The organism is Fluctibacter halophilus, assembly GCF_020687825.1.
Taxonomy (GTDB): Bacteria; Pseudomonadota; Gammaproteobacteria; order Enterobacterales; family Alteromonadaceae; genus Fluctibacter; species Fluctibacter halophilus.
Genome location: NZ_JAJEWP010000002.1, coordinates 131,603 through 148,669, shown reverse-complemented (window position 1 = coordinate 148,669; position 17,067 = coordinate 131,603). Strand labels below are relative to the sequence as shown.

The following is a 17,067-nucleotide window of genomic DNA, read 5'->3' as shown; positions in this document are numbered from 1 at the left end:
CGAATCAATTGCTCAATTTTTAACCACTCGGTTGTGCGGCGCGTATTCTATGCATTATCTGCACCATTGTCAAAAAACTGCAATATTTCAAAGAATTTGCCCGATTCTTTGAGCGTATTGCCGAACTATGACAGCGCAGACCAACAAAAAATTCCGTCGCCGTCGATCAATCCGCTTGTTTGCGCAAAAATGCCGGAATATCCAGGTATTCCAGATCCGTGCTGGCTTCAGCCCGTTCTTCGGTCGCCAGAGCCTTGTTACCATCGGTGGCAACACTACCGCCAGACACGCTTTCACTGCTGCTAGGCTGCAGTTTAAAGTCGTTGGCATCACTGCCAAAGCGACTGGCGCGGCTGCTGACCAAGGAAATGTCGGGCTTGCGCTCTGCGCCAATGCCTGTAGCGACGACGGTCACACGCAGCTCGTCCGCCATGTCCATGTCGATAACAGTACCCACCACCACGGTAGCGTTCTCTGACGCGAATGCTTTAACGGCATTACCGACCGTTTCAAACTCATCGATAGCAAAGTCAGGGCCAGCGGTGATATTGACCAGGATACCGCGTGCACCGGACAAATCGATGTCCTCCAGCAAGGGGCAAGCAATGGCCGCTTCGGCCGCTTCTTCTGCACGATCTTCGCCTTTGGCTGAACCGCTACCCATCATCGCGGTGCCCATTTCAGACATCACGGTTTTAACGTCTGCAAAGTCAACGTTGATGAGACCCGGACGGGTGATCAGCTCGGCAATCCCCTGCACGGCACCACGCAATACATCGTTGGCAGCGCTGAATGCCTGTAACAATGGCGTGCCTTTGCCCATCACTTTGAGGAGCTTCTCATTGGGAATCGTGATCAGTGAGTCAACGTACTTGGATAATTCTTCAATACCCTGCTCGGCGAACTCGATGCGCTTACGTCCTTCAAACGGAAACGGCTTGGTGACGACGGCAACGGTCAGTACACCCAGCTCTTTAGCAACCTTGGCCACTTCCGGTGCAGCACCGGTTCCGGTACCACCGCCCATGCCAGCAGTAATGAACACCATATCAGCACCTTCAAGGCTCTGACGGATGGTTTCACGGTCTTCCTCAGCTGCCTGACGACCAATATTGGGGTTAGCACCGGCACCCAGGCCTTTGGTGACGTTGGAACCAATTTGCAGGGTGACGTTAGCAGAAGAGCTGCGCAACACCTGGGCATCGGTGTTAATGGCAATAAACTCTACGCCTTCAATACTTTGCGACACCATGTGTTCGACGGCATTACCACCACCGCCACCAACACCGATGACTTTAATTACAGCTTCTTCGCTGTGACTGTCCATTAATTCAAACATACTTACTCTCCGATTTTCGCGCGATTGGAACCCGGTGACATTCACCCGATCCACGAAACTTTATTGTTGTTATCTGTGTTACTGACCAACGGTCAAAATTCCCCTTTAAACCAGCTTTGTACTCGGTGCCACAAACTCTCTGTGACCGGCTTACTCGACACTGAACCACTTTGCAGCGTCAATTTACCGTACTGCAACAGGCCTACTGCTGTGGCAAAACTGGCATCTTCTACATATTCGGCAAGCCCTTTAACACCTAAGGGTTCACCCACGCGTACAGGCATCTGGAAGATCTCTTCAGCGAATTCCACTGCACCTTCCATCTTTGCCGTTCCGCCGGTCAGCACAATGCCGGCCGCGATTTGTTCTTCCAGCCCGCTGGCGCGGATCTCTTCGTGCACCAGTTCAAACAGTTCCTGGTAGCGTGGCTCGATCACTTCTGCCAGGGTGTGCCGGGACATTGCGCGGGAGGGACGACCTCCGACGCTGGGCACTTCAATGCTTTCTTCCATACTGACCATGTCTTTCAGCGCACAGGCATAGTTGATTTTGATCTCTTCTGCGTGGCTGATTGGCGTGCGGAAAATCTTCGCAATGTCACTGGTGATCTGATTACCTGCCACCGGCAACACTGCCGTGTGACGAATGGCACCATCGGTGTAAATCACGATGTCCATGGTGCCACCACCGATGTCTACCACACACACGCCGAGCTCTTTTTCATCCTCGGTCAGCACCGCATAACTGGACGCCAGCGCTGAGAAAATCAGTTGGTCGGCGCTCAGTTCACAACGCTCAACACATTTAATCAGGTTCTTCGCCATGTCATCAGCACAGGTGATGATGTGCGCTTCCGCTTCCATCCGCACACCCGACATACCCACCGGGTTTTTAATCCCTTCCTGCACATCGATGGTGAATTCCTGTGGTAACACATGCAGCAAACGCCGCTCAGCAGCAATCGGCACTGAACGGGCGGCATGGATAACATTGTCAACGTCTTCCGGGGTCACTTCCTGATTGTTGATCGGTACCATGCCGCTTTCATTTTGACACTGGACATGCCGTCCACTGATTGACATGAACACTGAAGACACCCGGCAATCCGCCATCAATTCCATCTCATCGATAGCCCGTTGAACCGACTGCACCACCAGGTTCAGATCATTGACACCGCCTTTGTCCATTCCTTTGGCAGAATGGCTGCCAACGCCAACGATACTGATCCCGCCGTCTTCGAGCATTTCGCCGACCACGGCTTTGACTTTGCTCGTTCCCATATCGAGACCGACAATCAGTTTACGTTCCGCCACCTTAGACATTCTGCTTAGCTCTCACTGCGTTCATCTTGTTGTTGTTCCGACTTCCATCCCACCGCCATTCCGGTGTCGTAACGTAAGTCGACGTAAGCCACTTGCCGCTCTGACTTGGCCAGCAAGGGGTATAAATCCACAAAGCGCTGCAACCGATCCACGAACTCACTACGTCCGAGGTTTAATTGCACGCCGTTGTTCAGGCGCAACTCCCAGGCAAACCGTTCACTCAGCGTCAATTCGCTGATCGTCAGCCCTGCGCTGTTAAGCAGCAACTGCATGGCGCGATAACCTTCCAACGCGGTTCTTTCGCTGCCACCGGGCCCGAACAATGCCGGTAACTGCCCCACTTCCAGTTGTGCTTCGAAGCTGTCACCGTATTGGTTCAGCAACATGTCACTGTTCCAGGACGCGACCGCCTGCTGCTCGACCACATATACCGTCAGGGTATTTGGCCAGCGCTTGCGTACCGACGCCCGATACACCCACGGCTGCGCTTCCAAATCCTGATGCACTGCACTGACATCCAGTTCAAAAAAGCTACCCGGATGCTGGCGGCGAATCATCGTCACCAATTGTTGGTCATCAATGTGACTGCGCTTGCCGGTCACCACAATGCGCTGAACCGGCACCTGTTGCTCATCTTCCAGCCACAGGCTGATGTGCCAGGCTGAATAGATCAGCGCCCACACAACCGACAACAAAAATGCCCCGCCAATCAGCGTTTCACGTTTCACGCTCAGGGCAGGCCACTGCATCAGTCTGTCGCCTCACAACCATCCAAAATGGCCATCACCAGATCGGTAAACGACAAACCCGCCTGTCGGGCCGCCATCGGTACCAGACTTTTAGCAGTCATGCCCGGCACGGTGTTGGCTTCCAGTAAATAAAATTGTCCCTGTTGGTCGCGCATCACATCAACGCGCCCCCAACCTCGTCCGTCGAGAGCCTCAAATGCTGCCAGCGCCAGCTCACCCAACGCCTGTTCATCAGCGTCACTGAGACCACTGGGACAGTGGTACTCGGTACTGTCGACCTGATACTTGGCAGCATAATCATAAAAATCGTGGGGGGTCGTTAAACGAATAGACGGCAAGGCACGACCGTTCAGAATACTCACAGTGTATTCTGGTCCGGCAATGAACTGCTCCAACAGGACTTGATTATCGTAATTAAAAGCGTCCTGTACGGCAGTGGCCAAATGTTCCGCACTCGTCACTTTTGCCATCCCGATGCTGGAGCCTTCCTGCGCCGGTTTGACCATGACGGTTTCCCCCAATTCAGCCATTATAACCTTGCAAGATCCCGCATCAAAGCCTCTTTTTGAGGCAATATGATAGGCGGCTGTCGGTAACCCCCGACTTTGCCAGATTTGCTTGCTGCGGATCTTGTCCATGCACAAGGCCGAGCCCAATACACCAGAGCCCGTAAAGGGGATCCCCATCAACTGCAACGCGCCTTGAACCGTGCCATCTTCACCGCCACGCCCATGCAGCATGATCAATGCTTTGCCAATGTTCATGTCAGCCAGGGCATGCACGGGCGTTGATGCGGTGTCCACACCCACCACATCAACACCTGCCCGTTGCAGTGCTTCCAGCACAGCCTGACCGGAACGCAGGGAGACGTCCCGTTCTGCCGAATGACCGCCGTACAGCACGGCTACCGGTTTAGACTGTGTCATTGCTGGTTCTCCTGAGTAAGCTGGCTGATTGAAAGCTGCATCTGCTGCAGCTGTTTCGCCAACATACCAATGTTGCCCGCGCCCTGTGTCATGACAATATCACCATCTTTCAGGTGTTCTGCCAGCAAGGCGGGAAGTTCTTCGGGTTTCGCCACGTAAATCGGTTCAACCTGGCCCCGTTGACGAATAGACCGACACAACGCTTTGCTGTCAGCCCCTTCAATGGGCGCTTCGCCGGCACTGTATACCTCCAGCAATAACAGTGCATCCACGCCACTGAGCACTTTTACAAAGTCCTCATACAAATCCCGGGTACGGGTAAAACGGTGCGGCTGATAGGCCATCACCAGACGACGTTCGGGCCAGTTACTGCGCGCCGCTGCTATGGTTGCCGCGACTTCGGTGGGATGATGACCGTAGTCATCCACCAGAATGGCTTTACCGCGGCCGGTTTCAAATTCACCGAGCACTTCAAACCGACGGCCGATACCTTCAAAGGCTGCCAAAGCACTGGCAATGGCGGCGTCATCAATACCTTCATCAGTTGCTACTGCTATGGCGGCCAGCGCGTTGAGAATATTGTGTTTGCCCGGCATGTTAAGACGTACTTTCAACGCCGGCTTATTGTGACGCTGCACGGTGAATTCACTGTGATTGAATCCATGACTGACATCCACCGCACGCACATCGACCTGCTCTGAAAAGCCGTAGGTGAGGTATTGGCGGCCGATTTCCGGTAACAATTGATTGATCACCGGGTCATCACCACACAACACCGCCAGGCCATAGAATGGCAGGTTGTGCAAAAACTCCACATAGGTATCCAACATGCGACGGAAATCACCGTCGTAGGTGTCCATGTGATCCGCTTCAATGTTGGTTACGATGCTAACCATCGGCTGCAGATGGACAAACGAGGCATCGCTTTCGTCGGCTTCGGCAATCAGGTAGCGACTGCTGCCTAATCGAGCATTCGTGCCCGCGCTGTTAAGCAATCCACCGATCACAAATGTCGGATCGAGATTGGCCTCGGCGAAGATGGTCGCCAGCAAACTGGTGGTGGTGGTTTTACCGTGAGTGCCGGCCACTGCAATCCCGTGTCTGAAACGCATCAATTCGGCCAGCATCTCAGCCCGGCGGATCACCGGAATCCGTGCTTCCTGAGCGGCTTTCACTTCAGGATTGGTCGGGTCAATGGCACTGGATACAACCACCACATGGGCATGCTGCACATGGGCAGCCTGATGTCCGAGATACACCCTAGCCCCTTTGCCTTCCAGACGAGCCGTCATGGCATTTCGTTGCTGATCAGAACCACTGACCGCATAGCCTTCGTTGAGCAGTACTTCGGCGATCCCACCCATACCGGCGCCGCCAATCCCAATAAAGTGGATGTGCTTGATACGGCGCATTTCCGGCACGTGGTAAGGCACCTGCTCAGGTTTAATCATGCTTATTCTCCGCCAATTCGCTGCAGATGCGGGCCACGCTATTCGCCGCATCCAGCGTTGCCAACGCCCGGGCCTTGTTACCCATGGTAATCACGTCTTCGGGGTTAGCAATCAGGTTATTCAGTACCGCCGTCAATTGTTGCGACAATTGTGCGGATTGAGGTAACAAAATGCCGGCCTGATGGTCGGTCAACGCTTTTGCGTTGCGCGTCTGGTGATCATCAACGGCATGGGGTAAGGGCACAAAAATCCCTGCCCGGCCGGATGCCGCCAACTCAGATACGGTCAATGCCCCAGCCCGGCACACAACGATGTCTGCCCACGCGTACGCTGCGACCATGTCATCGATAAACGCATCCACCTGCCATTGCAAAGCTTCGTTGCCCAGCGTTCGATAACGCTCGGTGACGTGCTCGGCATTGCCCTTGCCCGCCTGATGGCGAACCTCAATATTCTGCATCTGGGCCAACGCAGTTGGCACCGCGTCGTTGAGCGCTTGTGCGCCCAGACTGCCGCCAATCACTAACAGGCGCATCGGTGTGTTGACACTGTGTTTAGGTGTCAGTTCAGTGAAACCCTGGCGAACCGGATTACCCACCACGGTTGCCTGTGTAAACGCACCGGCAAAGCCACACAGAACTCGACTGGCCAAAGGCGCCAACAGTTTGTTGGTCAGCCCTGCTGCGGCATTTTGCTCGTGCAATACCAGCGGAATGCCGCTGGCTTTTGCCGCCACGCCGCCCGGGCCACTGGCAAAACCGCCCATGCCCAGCACCACGTCGGGTTTGAGCTGCTTGATGATACGTCGACTCTGGCGAATGGCCCGCAACAGCATCAGTGGTGCTTTTAACCAACCCAGTGCGCCATTGCCACGCAGACCAGCCACGTCAATACCGTGAAATGGATAGCCATGTTGGGGCACCAGGGTCGCCTCCATACGAGCAGGGGTGCCCAACCAGTCCACCTGCCAGCCCTGTGCTTTCAGGCAATCCGCCACCGCCAGACCCGGGAATACGTGACCACCGGTACCGCCGGCCATGACCAGTAATCGCTTAGTCATTGGCCACCTCCGCACTGTCACGGACATCATCCAATACAGCATTGACATTTTTGCGCGCAGATTTCTGTTTACGCGGCCCCTTGAGGCTCAATGCGTGTACGCCATCCACGCGCATCTCAAAATCAATCCGGATCAGCAGCGCCACCGCCACGGTCATGGTAATGATGCTTGAACCGCCATAACTGACTAACGGCAATGTCAGGCCTTTGGTCGGCAGAGCGCCGGCTGCGGCGCCCACATTGACCGCGGTCTGGAAGCTGAACCAGATACCGATGGCGTAGGCCAGGTAAGCATCAAAAGGACGCTGTTTTTGTAACGCAATGTTGCCCAGTTTGAGGGCTTTAAACACCAGCGCAAACAACAAACCCAGTACCATGGCAATACCCAAAAATCCGAGCTCCTCGGCCAGAATGGCGACGATAAAATCGGTGTGCGCAATTGGCAGGAATTGCAATTTCTGCAGACTGTTGCCCAAGCCTTGGCCCAACAGATCGCCGCGACCAAACGCCATCAGCGATTGGGTCAGCTGATAGCCACTGCCGAACGGATCGGCCCAGGGGTCGAGGAATGAAATGACCCGTTGCATCCGGTAACTCTCAAACAGGATCAAGGCAACGATGGCCAGAATACCGGCCAGCAGCAGGCCAAAGAACTGCCACAGTCGGGCACCGGCCAGGAACAGCAATCCTACGGTCGTGGCAAACATCACCACCACGGTACCCAAATCGGGCTGCATCAGTAGCAGAATAGCCAACACAAAAAACACCAACAACGGCTTGATAAAGCCTTTGAGGTTCTCGGTAACTTCTTCGTAGCGACGCACCAGGTAACCTGCCAGATAGCAGAAGAAAAATAACTTGGCCGGCTCGGCAGCCTGAATGGTGATCGGCCCGACCACCAGCCAGCGGGTACTGCCATTAATGTTGCGCCCTACCAACAATACGGCGACCAACAAGGCAATGGCAAACAGCAACAAATAGGGGTTGCTGGCGCGCCACCAATGCATGGGAATGTTTAACACGATAAGGCCAGCAATCATCGCCAGACAGATATACACCACATGACGAATAGCGAAATAAAACGGATTGTCATATAAACGGGATGCCTCGGGCATCGACGCAGACGTCACGATCACCAGGCCTATTGCCATCAGGGTGACCGCAAGCAACAACAACCCGACGTCAAACGGAAAGACAGTTTCTTTATCGTGCCGTTGGGAAAACAGCGCGCGTAAATGTTCGGTGGCTGAGAAGTTGGCAATCATGCGGCAAGCTCCTCAATCGCTTGGGCAAACGCGTCACCACGGGCCTGGTAGTTAGCGAACATGTCCAGGCTGGCGCAGGCCGGAGCCAACAATACAACGTCGCCACTGCGAGCGAGTGTTTTGGCCAGAGATACCGCTTCTGCCATCGAAGCAACCTGCTGGCTGCCGGGTTTCAACGCGGCCAGTGTGGGGCCATCCTGACCCAAGGTGATAAGGTGACCAACCCGTTGTTGGAACACATCCTGTAGCGGGCTGAAATCGGCCCCTTTGCCCACCCCGCCAGCGATCACGATCAGTTGTTGTCCGGCACTGAGCAGCACACCTTCGATGGCCGCCAGGGTAGCGCCAACATTGGTCGCTTTGGAGTCATTGATCCAGCACACGCCCCCCTTTATTGAGACGGTCTGGAAACGATGAGGTAATCCTTCAAATTGGGTCAGCGCATCCCACACCGGTTGCCAGTCACTGACAAAGGGTTGCAGGCAAGCCAGCACGGCTTGCAGGTTCAGCATATTGTGTCGCCCCTGCAGGCGGCACGCTTGGGCTTCCAGTACAACCTCGCCATTGTGTTCGATACTACGAGTTTGCTCGTTCCAACCCCACCCTCTGGCCACCGTGTCCAAACCAATGCTGTGTTCAATCTGTGCGTGAGGCGGATAGGTCAGGGGATCGGTGCGGTTATAAACACACTGGGAAGCGCCCTGATAAATACGCAGTTTGGCCTGTTGATAGGCCGTCAATGTGCCATGACGGTCTAGATGATCGTCACTGACATTCAACACAGCCGCGACCTGAGGTGTCAGTGACTGGGTGGTTTCAAGCTGGAAGCTGGACAGCTCCAACACCATGATGTCGGCATCCAGGTCGAGCAATTCCAACACTGGGGTTCCTATATTGCCGCCCAACGCCACACGTTGCCCACAGGCTTTGAGCGCCGCATGAATTAAGGTCACCACCGTCGATTTACCGTTTGAACCGGTCACTGCAATCACCTTAGCCTGGTTGGCGCGGGCAAACAGCTCAACGTCACCAATAATCGCCACGCCAGCGGCACGCGCTTTATCAAACGCGCCCTGATGGGTATCAACGCCGGGACTGGCAACAATGAGGTCAGCTTTACTGAGCACGTCAGCATCCAAAGTGCCAAGGTGCAAGGGAATATTGCAGTCCAGCGTGACATCGCTACGACTGTCCATGCCGATGACATGTGCTCCCTGTTGCTGCAAATAACGCACACACGACGTTCCGGTCAGGCCTAGCCCGACGACAACGACTTGCATATTTTCGTATGTGCTGATTGGCATAATCTTTGTGTTACCTCAACTTCAGAGTTGCCAGACCCACCAACACCAGGATCAGAGAGATGATCCAGAAGCGCACAATAACGCGCGGCTCGGGCCATCCTTTGAGTTCATAGTGATGGTGAATGGGGGCCATTCTGAAAATACGCTGGCCGCGTAATTTGTACGAACCAACCTGCAATATCACGCTGAGGGTTTCGGCCACGAACACGCCGCCCATGATGATCAGTACGATTTCCTGGCGCACCAGAACGGCCATAATGCCAAGGGTACCGCCCAGCGCCAGAGAGCCGACATCACCCATGAAAACCTGCGCGGGATAGGTGTTAAACCACAGAAAGCCCAGACCGGCGCCAACGATGGCAGTACACACCACCACCAGTTCACTGGTGTCGGGAATGTAGGGAATATTCAGGTAGCTGGAAAAATTGGTATTGCCGGTGGTATAGGCGAAAATCGCCAACGCACCGGCTACCAGTATGGTTGGTACAATGGCCAGCCCATCCAGGCCGTCGGTCAGGTTAACCGCATTACTGGTACCCACCACGGTGAAATACACCACCACAATGTAAAACATACCCAGTTGCGGCATCACTTCTTTAAAAAACGGTACCAGCAGTGCTGTTTCGGCGGGATCCTGCGCATTGGCGTAGAGGAAAATCGCCACGCTGATAGCGATCACCGACTGCCAGAAATACTTCCATTTTGCGATCAACCCTTTAGGGTCTTTGCGCACCACTTTACGGTAGTCATCCACAAAGCCGATCAAGCCGTACCCCGCAACGATGAACAATGTCACCCACACATACCGGTTTTCCAGATTGGCCCACAACAACACACTGGTGATGATAGCCGCCAGGATCAATAATCCGCCCATGGTCGGTGTGCCGGCTTTTGATAAGTGACTTTGCGGACCATCGTCACGTACGGTCTGACCAATCTGCATACGCTGCAACCAGGTGATCATACGAGGCCCAATCAACACTGCCATCAACAACGCTGTCAGGGTACTGAGAATGGCACGCATGGTCAGGTACGAAAATACGTTGAACCCGGACTCATACTGCTGCAGCCATTCGGCCAGCCAAATTAACATGCGATGCGCTCCCTAACCCGTTCAAGCTTTCCCAACGGAGAGCCCTCCAGGGCTTTGACCACTCGCTCCATTCGTGCGCTACGGGACCCTTTGACCAGCACGGAAACATCGCGCTGTTCGTTACAGGTGTCAGCGCAGATGGCTTGTACCAGGGTGTCGAGATCACTGAAATGTTGTCCACCAAACGCATCACTGGCACTTTGGCTCAGAACCCCTAAGGTGTACAGCGCATCGATACCTTTGTTGCGGGCGTACTCTCCCACTTCTTCATGGTAGTAGCGGGCTTTCTCGCCCAACTCACCCATATCCCCCAGTACCAGAATACGTCGACCAGAAAAGCTGGCCAGCAAGTCAATCGCGGCATGTACCGAGGCGACGTTGGCGTTGTAGCTGTCATCGAGGATCTTGATTTGATTGGTCAGTTGATGCACCTGCAAGCGGCCGCTGACCTGTTTCATGTGTTCCAGACCATATTTGACATCTTCAAGGCTAGCACCCACTTCCATCGACAATGCTGCCGCGACCAGCGCGTTGCTGACATTGTGCATGCCCGGCAAAGCCAGGTGAACCGGCATCCGGCCATTAGGCGTAGCAAGGGTAAACTGGGCACAGCCATCCAGGCCGAGCATCACGTCCTCGGCCGTGAAATCCTGATCATCATGCTCAACCGAGAACGTCTTGATCGTGTGCTGGTGTAATTTGCCATGCCAGTAATCATAAAACTGACTGTCACGGTTCAGTATTGCTACGCCACTGTCTTCAAGACCTTTGAAAATTTCGCTCTTTGCCCGCGCCACACCAAACAAACTGCCAAAACCTTCCAGGTGCGCCGCTGCAGCATTGACGATGGTGGACACATCCGGCTTCACCAGCGAGGTGGTATAAGCAATTTCACCCAGGTGATTGGCCCCCAGCTCTATCACCGCAAAATCATGGCTGGGTTCGAGGCGCAACAAGGTCAGCGGTACGCCGATGTCATTGTTGAAATTGCCCTGGGTGGCCAGCACTTTGCCGCGACGAGAAAGGATCGCCGCAACCATTTCTTTGACCGTCGTTTTACCGCTGCTGCCAGTGATAGCGACCGTTTTCGGTGCCACTTCGGCTTTGACTGCCGCCGCCAGTTGGCCCAACGCCAGCTTGGTATCCTGTACGTTGATCTGGGGAATGGGCGCATCAACTTCCTCACTCACGATGGCAGCCACCGCCCCTTTTTCCAGTGCCTGCTCGACGAAGGCATGTCCGTTAAAATTGGGACCAACCAATGCAACAAACACGTCACCGGGCTGAATGGTTCGCGTATCCGTACTCACTCCGGTCACGGTGATATCGCCGTGCTGAGTTTGTCCTCCGACCTGATTAGCCAGCCAGTCCAGCGTCACAGTAATCATTGCGCGTTCCCCTTTATTGTATTTTTTACGTAGTCGCGTTCATCGTAATCGAGCACATCCGATCCGATGATTTGATAGTTTTCGTGGCCTTTGCCAGCCACCAGGATCATGTCCTCGGGGGCGGCGTGTTGCAGCGCTGATTGGATCGCGGCTTTGCGATCCAGAATAATGTCGATGGCTTCCGGCTGTCGGCACCCTGCCAGAATGTCATTCACGATGGCCAATGGCTGTTCTGAACGACTGTTGTCGTTGGTGAGAATGATGCGATCAGCAAATCGCTCTGCCACTTCGCCCATCAACGGTCGCTTGCCAGTGTCCCGGTCGCCACCACAACCAAACACCACCCAACGCTGTCCATGACAGTGATCGGCCATTGCTGTCAGGGCTTGCTGCAAGGCATCCGGTGTGTGGGCGTAATCTACGACAACACTGGCCGAGCCGGGAGCACTGAACACTTCCATGCGACCGGCCACTGGATGCAGGCTAGACGCTTTGGCCAACAGGGTGTCAAAGTCAACGCCCAGCGCCAGCAGAGATGCCATCGCACACAGCACGTTGTGAACGTTGAACGCCCCCAACAGCGATACAGACAAGATGCCCTGGCCGAACGTGCCAGTCAGTTGAATGTCGCAACCGGCACTGTGAAAGACCGTCTGCTCTGCACGCAGTAGCAGTGCCCCTTCGGGCAGGGAAAAAGCGTGTTTGCCCCGGGTGATACCAATCAATTGCACCTGCTCAGGCAGTGCGTTGATCCATTGTCGGCTTTCGGGATCATCCAGATTAACGACCACATGGGTCAGGCCGGGCTGCGCCAATAAGCGACGTTTGGCGTTGGCGTATTCGGCCATGGTGCCATGATAATCCAGGTGATCCCGGGTCAGGTTGGTAAACACCGCAACGTTTACGTCTAACGCGGCAATGCGGCCTTGCACCAACGCGTGGGAAGACGCCTCCAGTGCGACCTGACGAACGCCCTGAGTAACAAAATCTGCCAGCAAGCGGGGCATCTGCACCGCATCAGGTGTGGTATTGACGGTTTCATCCAAATCGGCCTGTTGTCCGGCATAGACACCAGCGCCCAGCGTACCAACTGAAGCACAAACCTCACCCACGGCATGGCGCCACTGGGTAATCAATTGCACAGTAGAGGTTTTGCCGTTGGTGCCGGTCACTGCCACAACATCCATTGCTTTGGCCGGATAATCATAAAAACGACACGCCAGCTCAGACAGGGAGGTAGCCAAACGGTAAAATGAGATGATCAGCGACTGTTCACGCATCTGCAACGCGCCGTGTTGCTGGACCTCATCACATTCAGCCAAAATCACCTTGGCGCCCAGACTGATGGCCTGAGGAATAAAATCTCGTCCATCCCGCTGATGGCCTTTGATAGCCACAAACCCTTTGTGTATAGCGACTTCACGGCTGTCCAGCACCAAATCGGTGATGCGGATATCCGGTGCTTCGATGCCGTAACCGGCCAGCAAAGGTTGAATGCTTTTGCCGCTATTCTGCGCCATCGAGCACCTCCACCTGAGCATTGACCGCAAGGGATGACACACGGCGGTTATCCGGTGGCACATTCAGCAGTTGCAACGCGCCCGTCATAATACTGCCAAACACTGGCGCCGCAGTATCACCAGCGTAGTAAAGTTCACCGCGGGGCTCGTTGATCAGGACAACCACGGCCAACTGCGGATTGGACACCGGCGCAACGCCGGCAAAAATGTTCACGTACTCCTCACCGTAGCCACCGGCAACTGCCTTACGGCTGGTGCCGGTCTTGCCCGCAACCCGATAACCCGGCACCCGGGCTTTGGTGCCTGAGCCGCCTTCCTGGGTCACACTTTCCATCATTTCCAGTACCGCCCGGGCGTTTTCTTCACTCAGTACCCGCTCACCGGTAATCGCCGTTTCTGACTTAATGACCTGCAACGGACGCTTAATACCACCGTTGCCCAGGATCGTGTACAAACGCGCCAATTGCATGGTGGTCACTGACAGACCATAACCAAAGGATAGGGTCGACAATTCAAAATCTGACCAACGAGAACGCTCATGAAAGATACCTGAACTCTCCCCCAACAGGTTGCTGCCGGAGTCGCTCATCAAACCCATTTCATAATACAAATCGAGGATAAAACTCTTGGGCACCGACAACGCCAACTTGGAGGTTCCCATGTTGCTGGATTTCTGGATAATTTCGGTCAGGGTCAGCTCACCGTAATTTCGCGAGTCATACACGCGACTACCACCCAGACGCATCCACCCCGGCGAGGTATCCACCACGCTGTCGGTCTCGACGGTACCAAATTCCAGCGCACTCAACACCGCCAAAGGTTTGACCGACGATCCAGGCTCAAAGGCATCGGTGATCGCGCGATTGCGCACCCGGTGCGGTGATACATCCTGTCGGTTGTTGGGGTTGAAAGAGGGGCTGTTAACCAGTGCAAGCACTTCGCCGGTGTTAACGTCTGCCACCACCGCTGATCCCGACGTGGCTTTGTAGTACTGCACGGCTTTTTTCAATTCTTTGTAAGCAATGGCCTGTACACGCTGATCAATGGTCAATTGCAGATTATGCGGCGCTTCGCCTTTTTCTTCTTCCAGGATTTCGACCTGACGGCCTTTACCGTCACGGCGGATCTTGCGCTTTCCGGGAGTGCCGGTCAGCCAGTCATCATACAGGCGTTCGATGCCTTCCAGCCCCTTGTCATCCACATCGGTAAAACCGATCAATTGCGCCGAGACTTCACCGCTGGGGTAGTAACGACGTGACTCATCACGCAAGTACACACCGGGGATATCCAGTTGTTCGACATAATCAGCCATGGCCGGAGACACCTGGCGCTCGATGTACACGAAGCGACGGCTCGGGTCGGCGACCTTGTCGCGCAGCGTCTGAACATTCATGCCAAGGACTTCGGCCAGGGCCTGCCAACGGCGGTTGTCCGACAGTGCATCGGCGCTATGTACGGTTTTCGGATCTGCCCAAATGGCCTGCACCGGTACGCTGACAGCCAATTGTTCACCGTTGCGATCGGTAATGATGCCCCGGTGAACCGGCATGTTGCGGGTACGCAGCGAGCGATTGTCACCCTGCTCAATCAACATATCCGGGTCGATGACCTGAATATAAGCGGCGCGCAGGGTCAGGCCGGCAAACACCAGCAGAATGACACCCACGACCACCCAAAAGCGCCAGTGTACGAGGCTTGGCGCAACATTTTGCTTGGCGTGGACCGAACGTGCCGTCATTTGACCCTCACCACAATTTCTTCTTCTGGCGTAGGACGATGCATGTCCAGTTGCTCTTTGACCAGCGATTCAATGCGGTTGTGCTCAGTCAGCGCGCTCTGTTCGAGGATCAGGTGACGCCACTCAACATCCAGTTTATCCCGCTCCTGCATGGTGGATTCCAGCGCAATCGCCATCTGTCGATTGTGGTGGGTGGTCAGGATCACCATCGCGGCACTGGCCAGTACCGCTAAAAACAACAAAACCCGCACTGGATGTCGGGCTAGTTCGGTGAGGATTAACAACACCAGATTGAAGTTGCTGCCGCGTTCACTCATCGTTTCTCTGCCACCCTGAGAACGGAGCTCCTGGCCCTGACATTTTGTTGTAATTCTGCCGAACTCGGCTTGATGGCTTTACCGATCAGGCGCATGGCCCGACTGGCATCCAATTCTTTTTCAGTCAGCGGTAACCCATGAGGCACCTGCTTGCCACGGCTTTGTTCACGCATAAAGCGTTTAACCAGTCTATCTTCCAGGGAGTGGAAACTGATCACCGCCAGACGTCCGCCACTGCGCAAGGATGCCAACGCACCTTTGAGAGCCGTGCGAATTTCCTCCAGTTCACTGTTGATATAAATACGGATACCCTGAAAGCTGCGGGTCGCTGGATGTTTGTGCTTGTCTTTGACCGGCACAGCGGCATCGATCAGTTTGGCCAATTGAGCAGTGGTGGTCAGCGGTTGCTCATCGCGGGTTGTCACGATCGCATGGGCGATGCGGCGGCCAAACTTTTCTTCGCCAAATTCTTTCAATACCTGACAGATGTCATCTTCATCGGCACTCGCCAGCCAGTCAGCTGCACTGACACCTCGGGTGGTATCCATGCGCATATCCAACGGACCGTCTTTCATGAAGCTGAAACCCCGTGACGCATCATCCAGTTGAGGAGATGACACACCGAGATCCATCAGAATCCCGTCAATCTGTTCGTTCAGACCTTTCTCAGCAACGACAGCTTGCAGGGCTGAAAAGGGGGTGTGGACGATCTCAAAGCGGGGATCGTCAGCAAAACGTTGTGCTGCGCTGATTGCCTGGGGATCCCGATCCAGTGCTATTAGGCGGCCGTTGTCAGACAGTGCATCGAGGATCGCCTGGCTATGACCGCCGCGGCCGAAGGTAGCATCAATGTAGATACCGTCAGGGCGGATCGCCAGCGCATCAACGGACTCCTGCAGCAGTACCGAGGTGTGGGTAAATGGCACAGACATTAGAGGGAGAAGTCCTGAAGACGTTCGGTCAGTTCAAAGTCGCCGGTCTGCTCGGTCTCCATGTCACGTAATACTTGTGCGTGCCAGGTTTCAGCATCCCAGATTTCAAATTTATTTAACTGACCCACCAGCATAACCTCTTTGTTGAGGTTGGCATGCTGACGAAGTGGAGAAGACAGCAGAAACCGACCGTTTTTATCCATTTCCCCCTCGGTTGCATAGCCCAGCAACAGCCGTTGCAGGCGACGCTCATGAGGATTCATGGTGGATAACTTACTTAACTTGAGCTCGATTTCTTCCCATTCAGTGAGTGGGTAAAGCAGCAAACAGCTTTGCTGAGTGTCAATCGTACAAACCAGCTGTCCCTGACAATCATCCAGCAGCAGTTGCCGATACCGCGTTGGTATCGCCACTCTGCCTTTCGCATCTAGATTGATTGCATTAGCGCCGCGGAACATTTCCCCTAAGCCTTTTTTTAGTTAGTTGCTTTTATTGTTGTTTTGTAAGCACTGATTTGCGACTGCGATGGACACTTTGATCCACTTTTTGCCACTTTTACCCACTTTGCACAGTTTAGGTACCACCTGACCGTCCTGTCAAGAATAAAAAACGACGAATCCACCCCGCCGAAGGCCTTTAAAAATAAGGCTTCAATGGAAGCGTC

The 17,067-nt window shown here is 54.5% G+C and carries 15 protein-coding genes; all 15 read right to left on the bottom strand.

Annotated features, from left to right (window positions below; genetic code table 11):
• Positions 1–166: 166 nt before the first annotated feature.
• The gene (gene ftsZ / locus LJ739_RS09385; protein ID WP_229159768.1) at positions 167–1,339 is read right to left on the bottom strand and encodes a cell division protein FtsZ; all 1,173 of its coding nucleotides are present in this window, start codon (positions 1,337–1,339) and stop codon (positions 167–169) included.
• A gap of 92 nt (positions 1,340–1,431) precedes the next feature.
• Positions 1,432–2,661 carry a cell division protein FtsA gene (gene ftsA, locus LJ739_RS09380; RefSeq protein ID WP_229159766.1) on the bottom strand — a complete coding sequence of 410 codons (1,230 nt, stop codon included), beginning with the start codon at positions 2,659–2,661 and terminating at the stop codon, positions 1,432–1,434.
• A gap of 5 nt (positions 2,662–2,666) precedes the next feature.
• The gene (locus LJ739_RS09375) at positions 2,667–3,410 is read right to left on the bottom strand and encodes a cell division protein FtsQ/DivIB (RefSeq protein WP_229159764.1); all 744 of its coding nucleotides are present in this window, start codon (positions 3,408–3,410) and stop codon (positions 2,667–2,669) included.
• Positions 3,410–4,336 carry a D-alanine--D-alanine ligase gene (locus tag LJ739_RS09370; RefSeq protein ID WP_229159762.1) on the bottom strand — a complete coding sequence of 309 codons (927 nt, stop codon included), beginning with the start codon at positions 4,334–4,336 and terminating at the stop codon, positions 3,410–3,412. The genes LJ739_RS09375 and LJ739_RS09370 overlap by 1 nt, the downstream gene beginning before the upstream one ends.
• Positions 4,333–5,787 (bottom strand): UDP-N-acetylmuramate--L-alanine ligase, encoded by a 1,455-nt coding sequence (gene murC / locus LJ739_RS09365; protein ID WP_229159755.1) that lies wholly within the window; start codon positions 5,785–5,787, stop codon positions 4,333–4,335. The genes LJ739_RS09370 and murC overlap by 4 nt, the downstream gene beginning before the upstream one ends.
• Positions 5,780–6,847 carry an undecaprenyldiphospho-muramoylpentapeptide beta-N-acetylglucosaminyltransferase gene (gene murG / locus LJ739_RS09360; RefSeq protein ID WP_229159753.1) on the bottom strand — a complete coding sequence of 356 codons (1,068 nt, stop codon included), beginning with the start codon at positions 6,845–6,847 and terminating at the stop codon, positions 5,780–5,782. The genes murC and murG overlap by 8 nt, the downstream gene beginning before the upstream one ends.
• A complete protein-coding gene (ftsW, locus tag LJ739_RS09355) occupies positions 6,840–8,111 on the bottom strand; it encodes a cell division protein FtsW (RefSeq protein WP_229159751.1) in 1,272 nt (423 codons plus the stop codon). Before ftsW ends, murG begins: the two co-directional genes overlap by 8 nt.
• Positions 8,108–9,415 carry a UDP-N-acetylmuramoyl-L-alanine--D-glutamate ligase gene (gene murD / locus LJ739_RS09350; protein ID WP_229159749.1) on the bottom strand — a complete coding sequence of 436 codons (1,308 nt, stop codon included), beginning with the start codon at positions 9,413–9,415 and terminating at the stop codon, positions 8,108–8,110. Before murD ends, ftsW begins: the two co-directional genes overlap by 4 nt.
• A 10-nt stretch (positions 9,416–9,425) precedes the next feature.
• Positions 9,426–10,508: a phospho-N-acetylmuramoyl-pentapeptide-transferase gene (gene mraY / locus LJ739_RS09345; protein ID WP_229159747.1), complete on the bottom strand. Its 1,083-nt coding sequence runs from the start codon at positions 10,506–10,508 to the stop codon at positions 9,426–9,428.
• The gene (locus tag LJ739_RS09340; RefSeq protein WP_229159745.1) at positions 10,502–11,896 is read right to left on the bottom strand and encodes a UDP-N-acetylmuramoyl-tripeptide--D-alanyl-D-alanine ligase; all 1,395 of its coding nucleotides are present in this window, start codon (positions 11,894–11,896) and stop codon (positions 10,502–10,504) included. Before LJ739_RS09340 ends, mraY begins: the two co-directional genes overlap by 7 nt.
• A complete protein-coding gene (murE, locus tag LJ739_RS09335) occupies positions 11,893–13,416 on the bottom strand; it encodes a UDP-N-acetylmuramoyl-L-alanyl-D-glutamate--2,6-diaminopimelate ligase (RefSeq protein WP_229159743.1) in 1,524 nt (507 codons plus the stop codon). Before murE ends, LJ739_RS09340 begins: the two co-directional genes overlap by 4 nt.
• Positions 13,403–15,154 carry a penicillin-binding transpeptidase domain-containing protein gene (locus LJ739_RS09330; RefSeq protein WP_229159741.1) on the bottom strand — a complete coding sequence of 584 codons (1,752 nt, stop codon included), beginning with the start codon at positions 15,152–15,154 and terminating at the stop codon, positions 13,403–13,405. The genes murE and LJ739_RS09330 overlap by 14 nt, the downstream gene beginning before the upstream one ends.
• Positions 15,151–15,471: a cell division protein FtsL gene (gene ftsL / locus LJ739_RS09325; RefSeq protein ID WP_229159739.1), complete on the bottom strand. Its 321-nt coding sequence runs from the start codon at positions 15,469–15,471 to the stop codon at positions 15,151–15,153. Before ftsL ends, LJ739_RS09330 begins: the two co-directional genes overlap by 4 nt.
• Positions 15,468–16,403 carry a 16S rRNA (cytosine(1402)-N(4))-methyltransferase RsmH gene (gene rsmH, locus LJ739_RS09320; protein ID WP_229159737.1) on the bottom strand — a complete coding sequence of 312 codons (936 nt, stop codon included), beginning with the start codon at positions 16,401–16,403 and terminating at the stop codon, positions 15,468–15,470. Before rsmH ends, ftsL begins: the two co-directional genes overlap by 4 nt.
• A complete protein-coding gene (mraZ, locus tag LJ739_RS09315) occupies positions 16,403–16,861 on the bottom strand; it encodes a division/cell wall cluster transcriptional repressor MraZ (RefSeq protein WP_229159735.1) in 459 nt (152 codons plus the stop codon). The genes rsmH and mraZ overlap by 1 nt, the downstream gene beginning before the upstream one ends.
• Between the last annotated feature and the right edge of the window lie 206 nt (positions 16,862–17,067).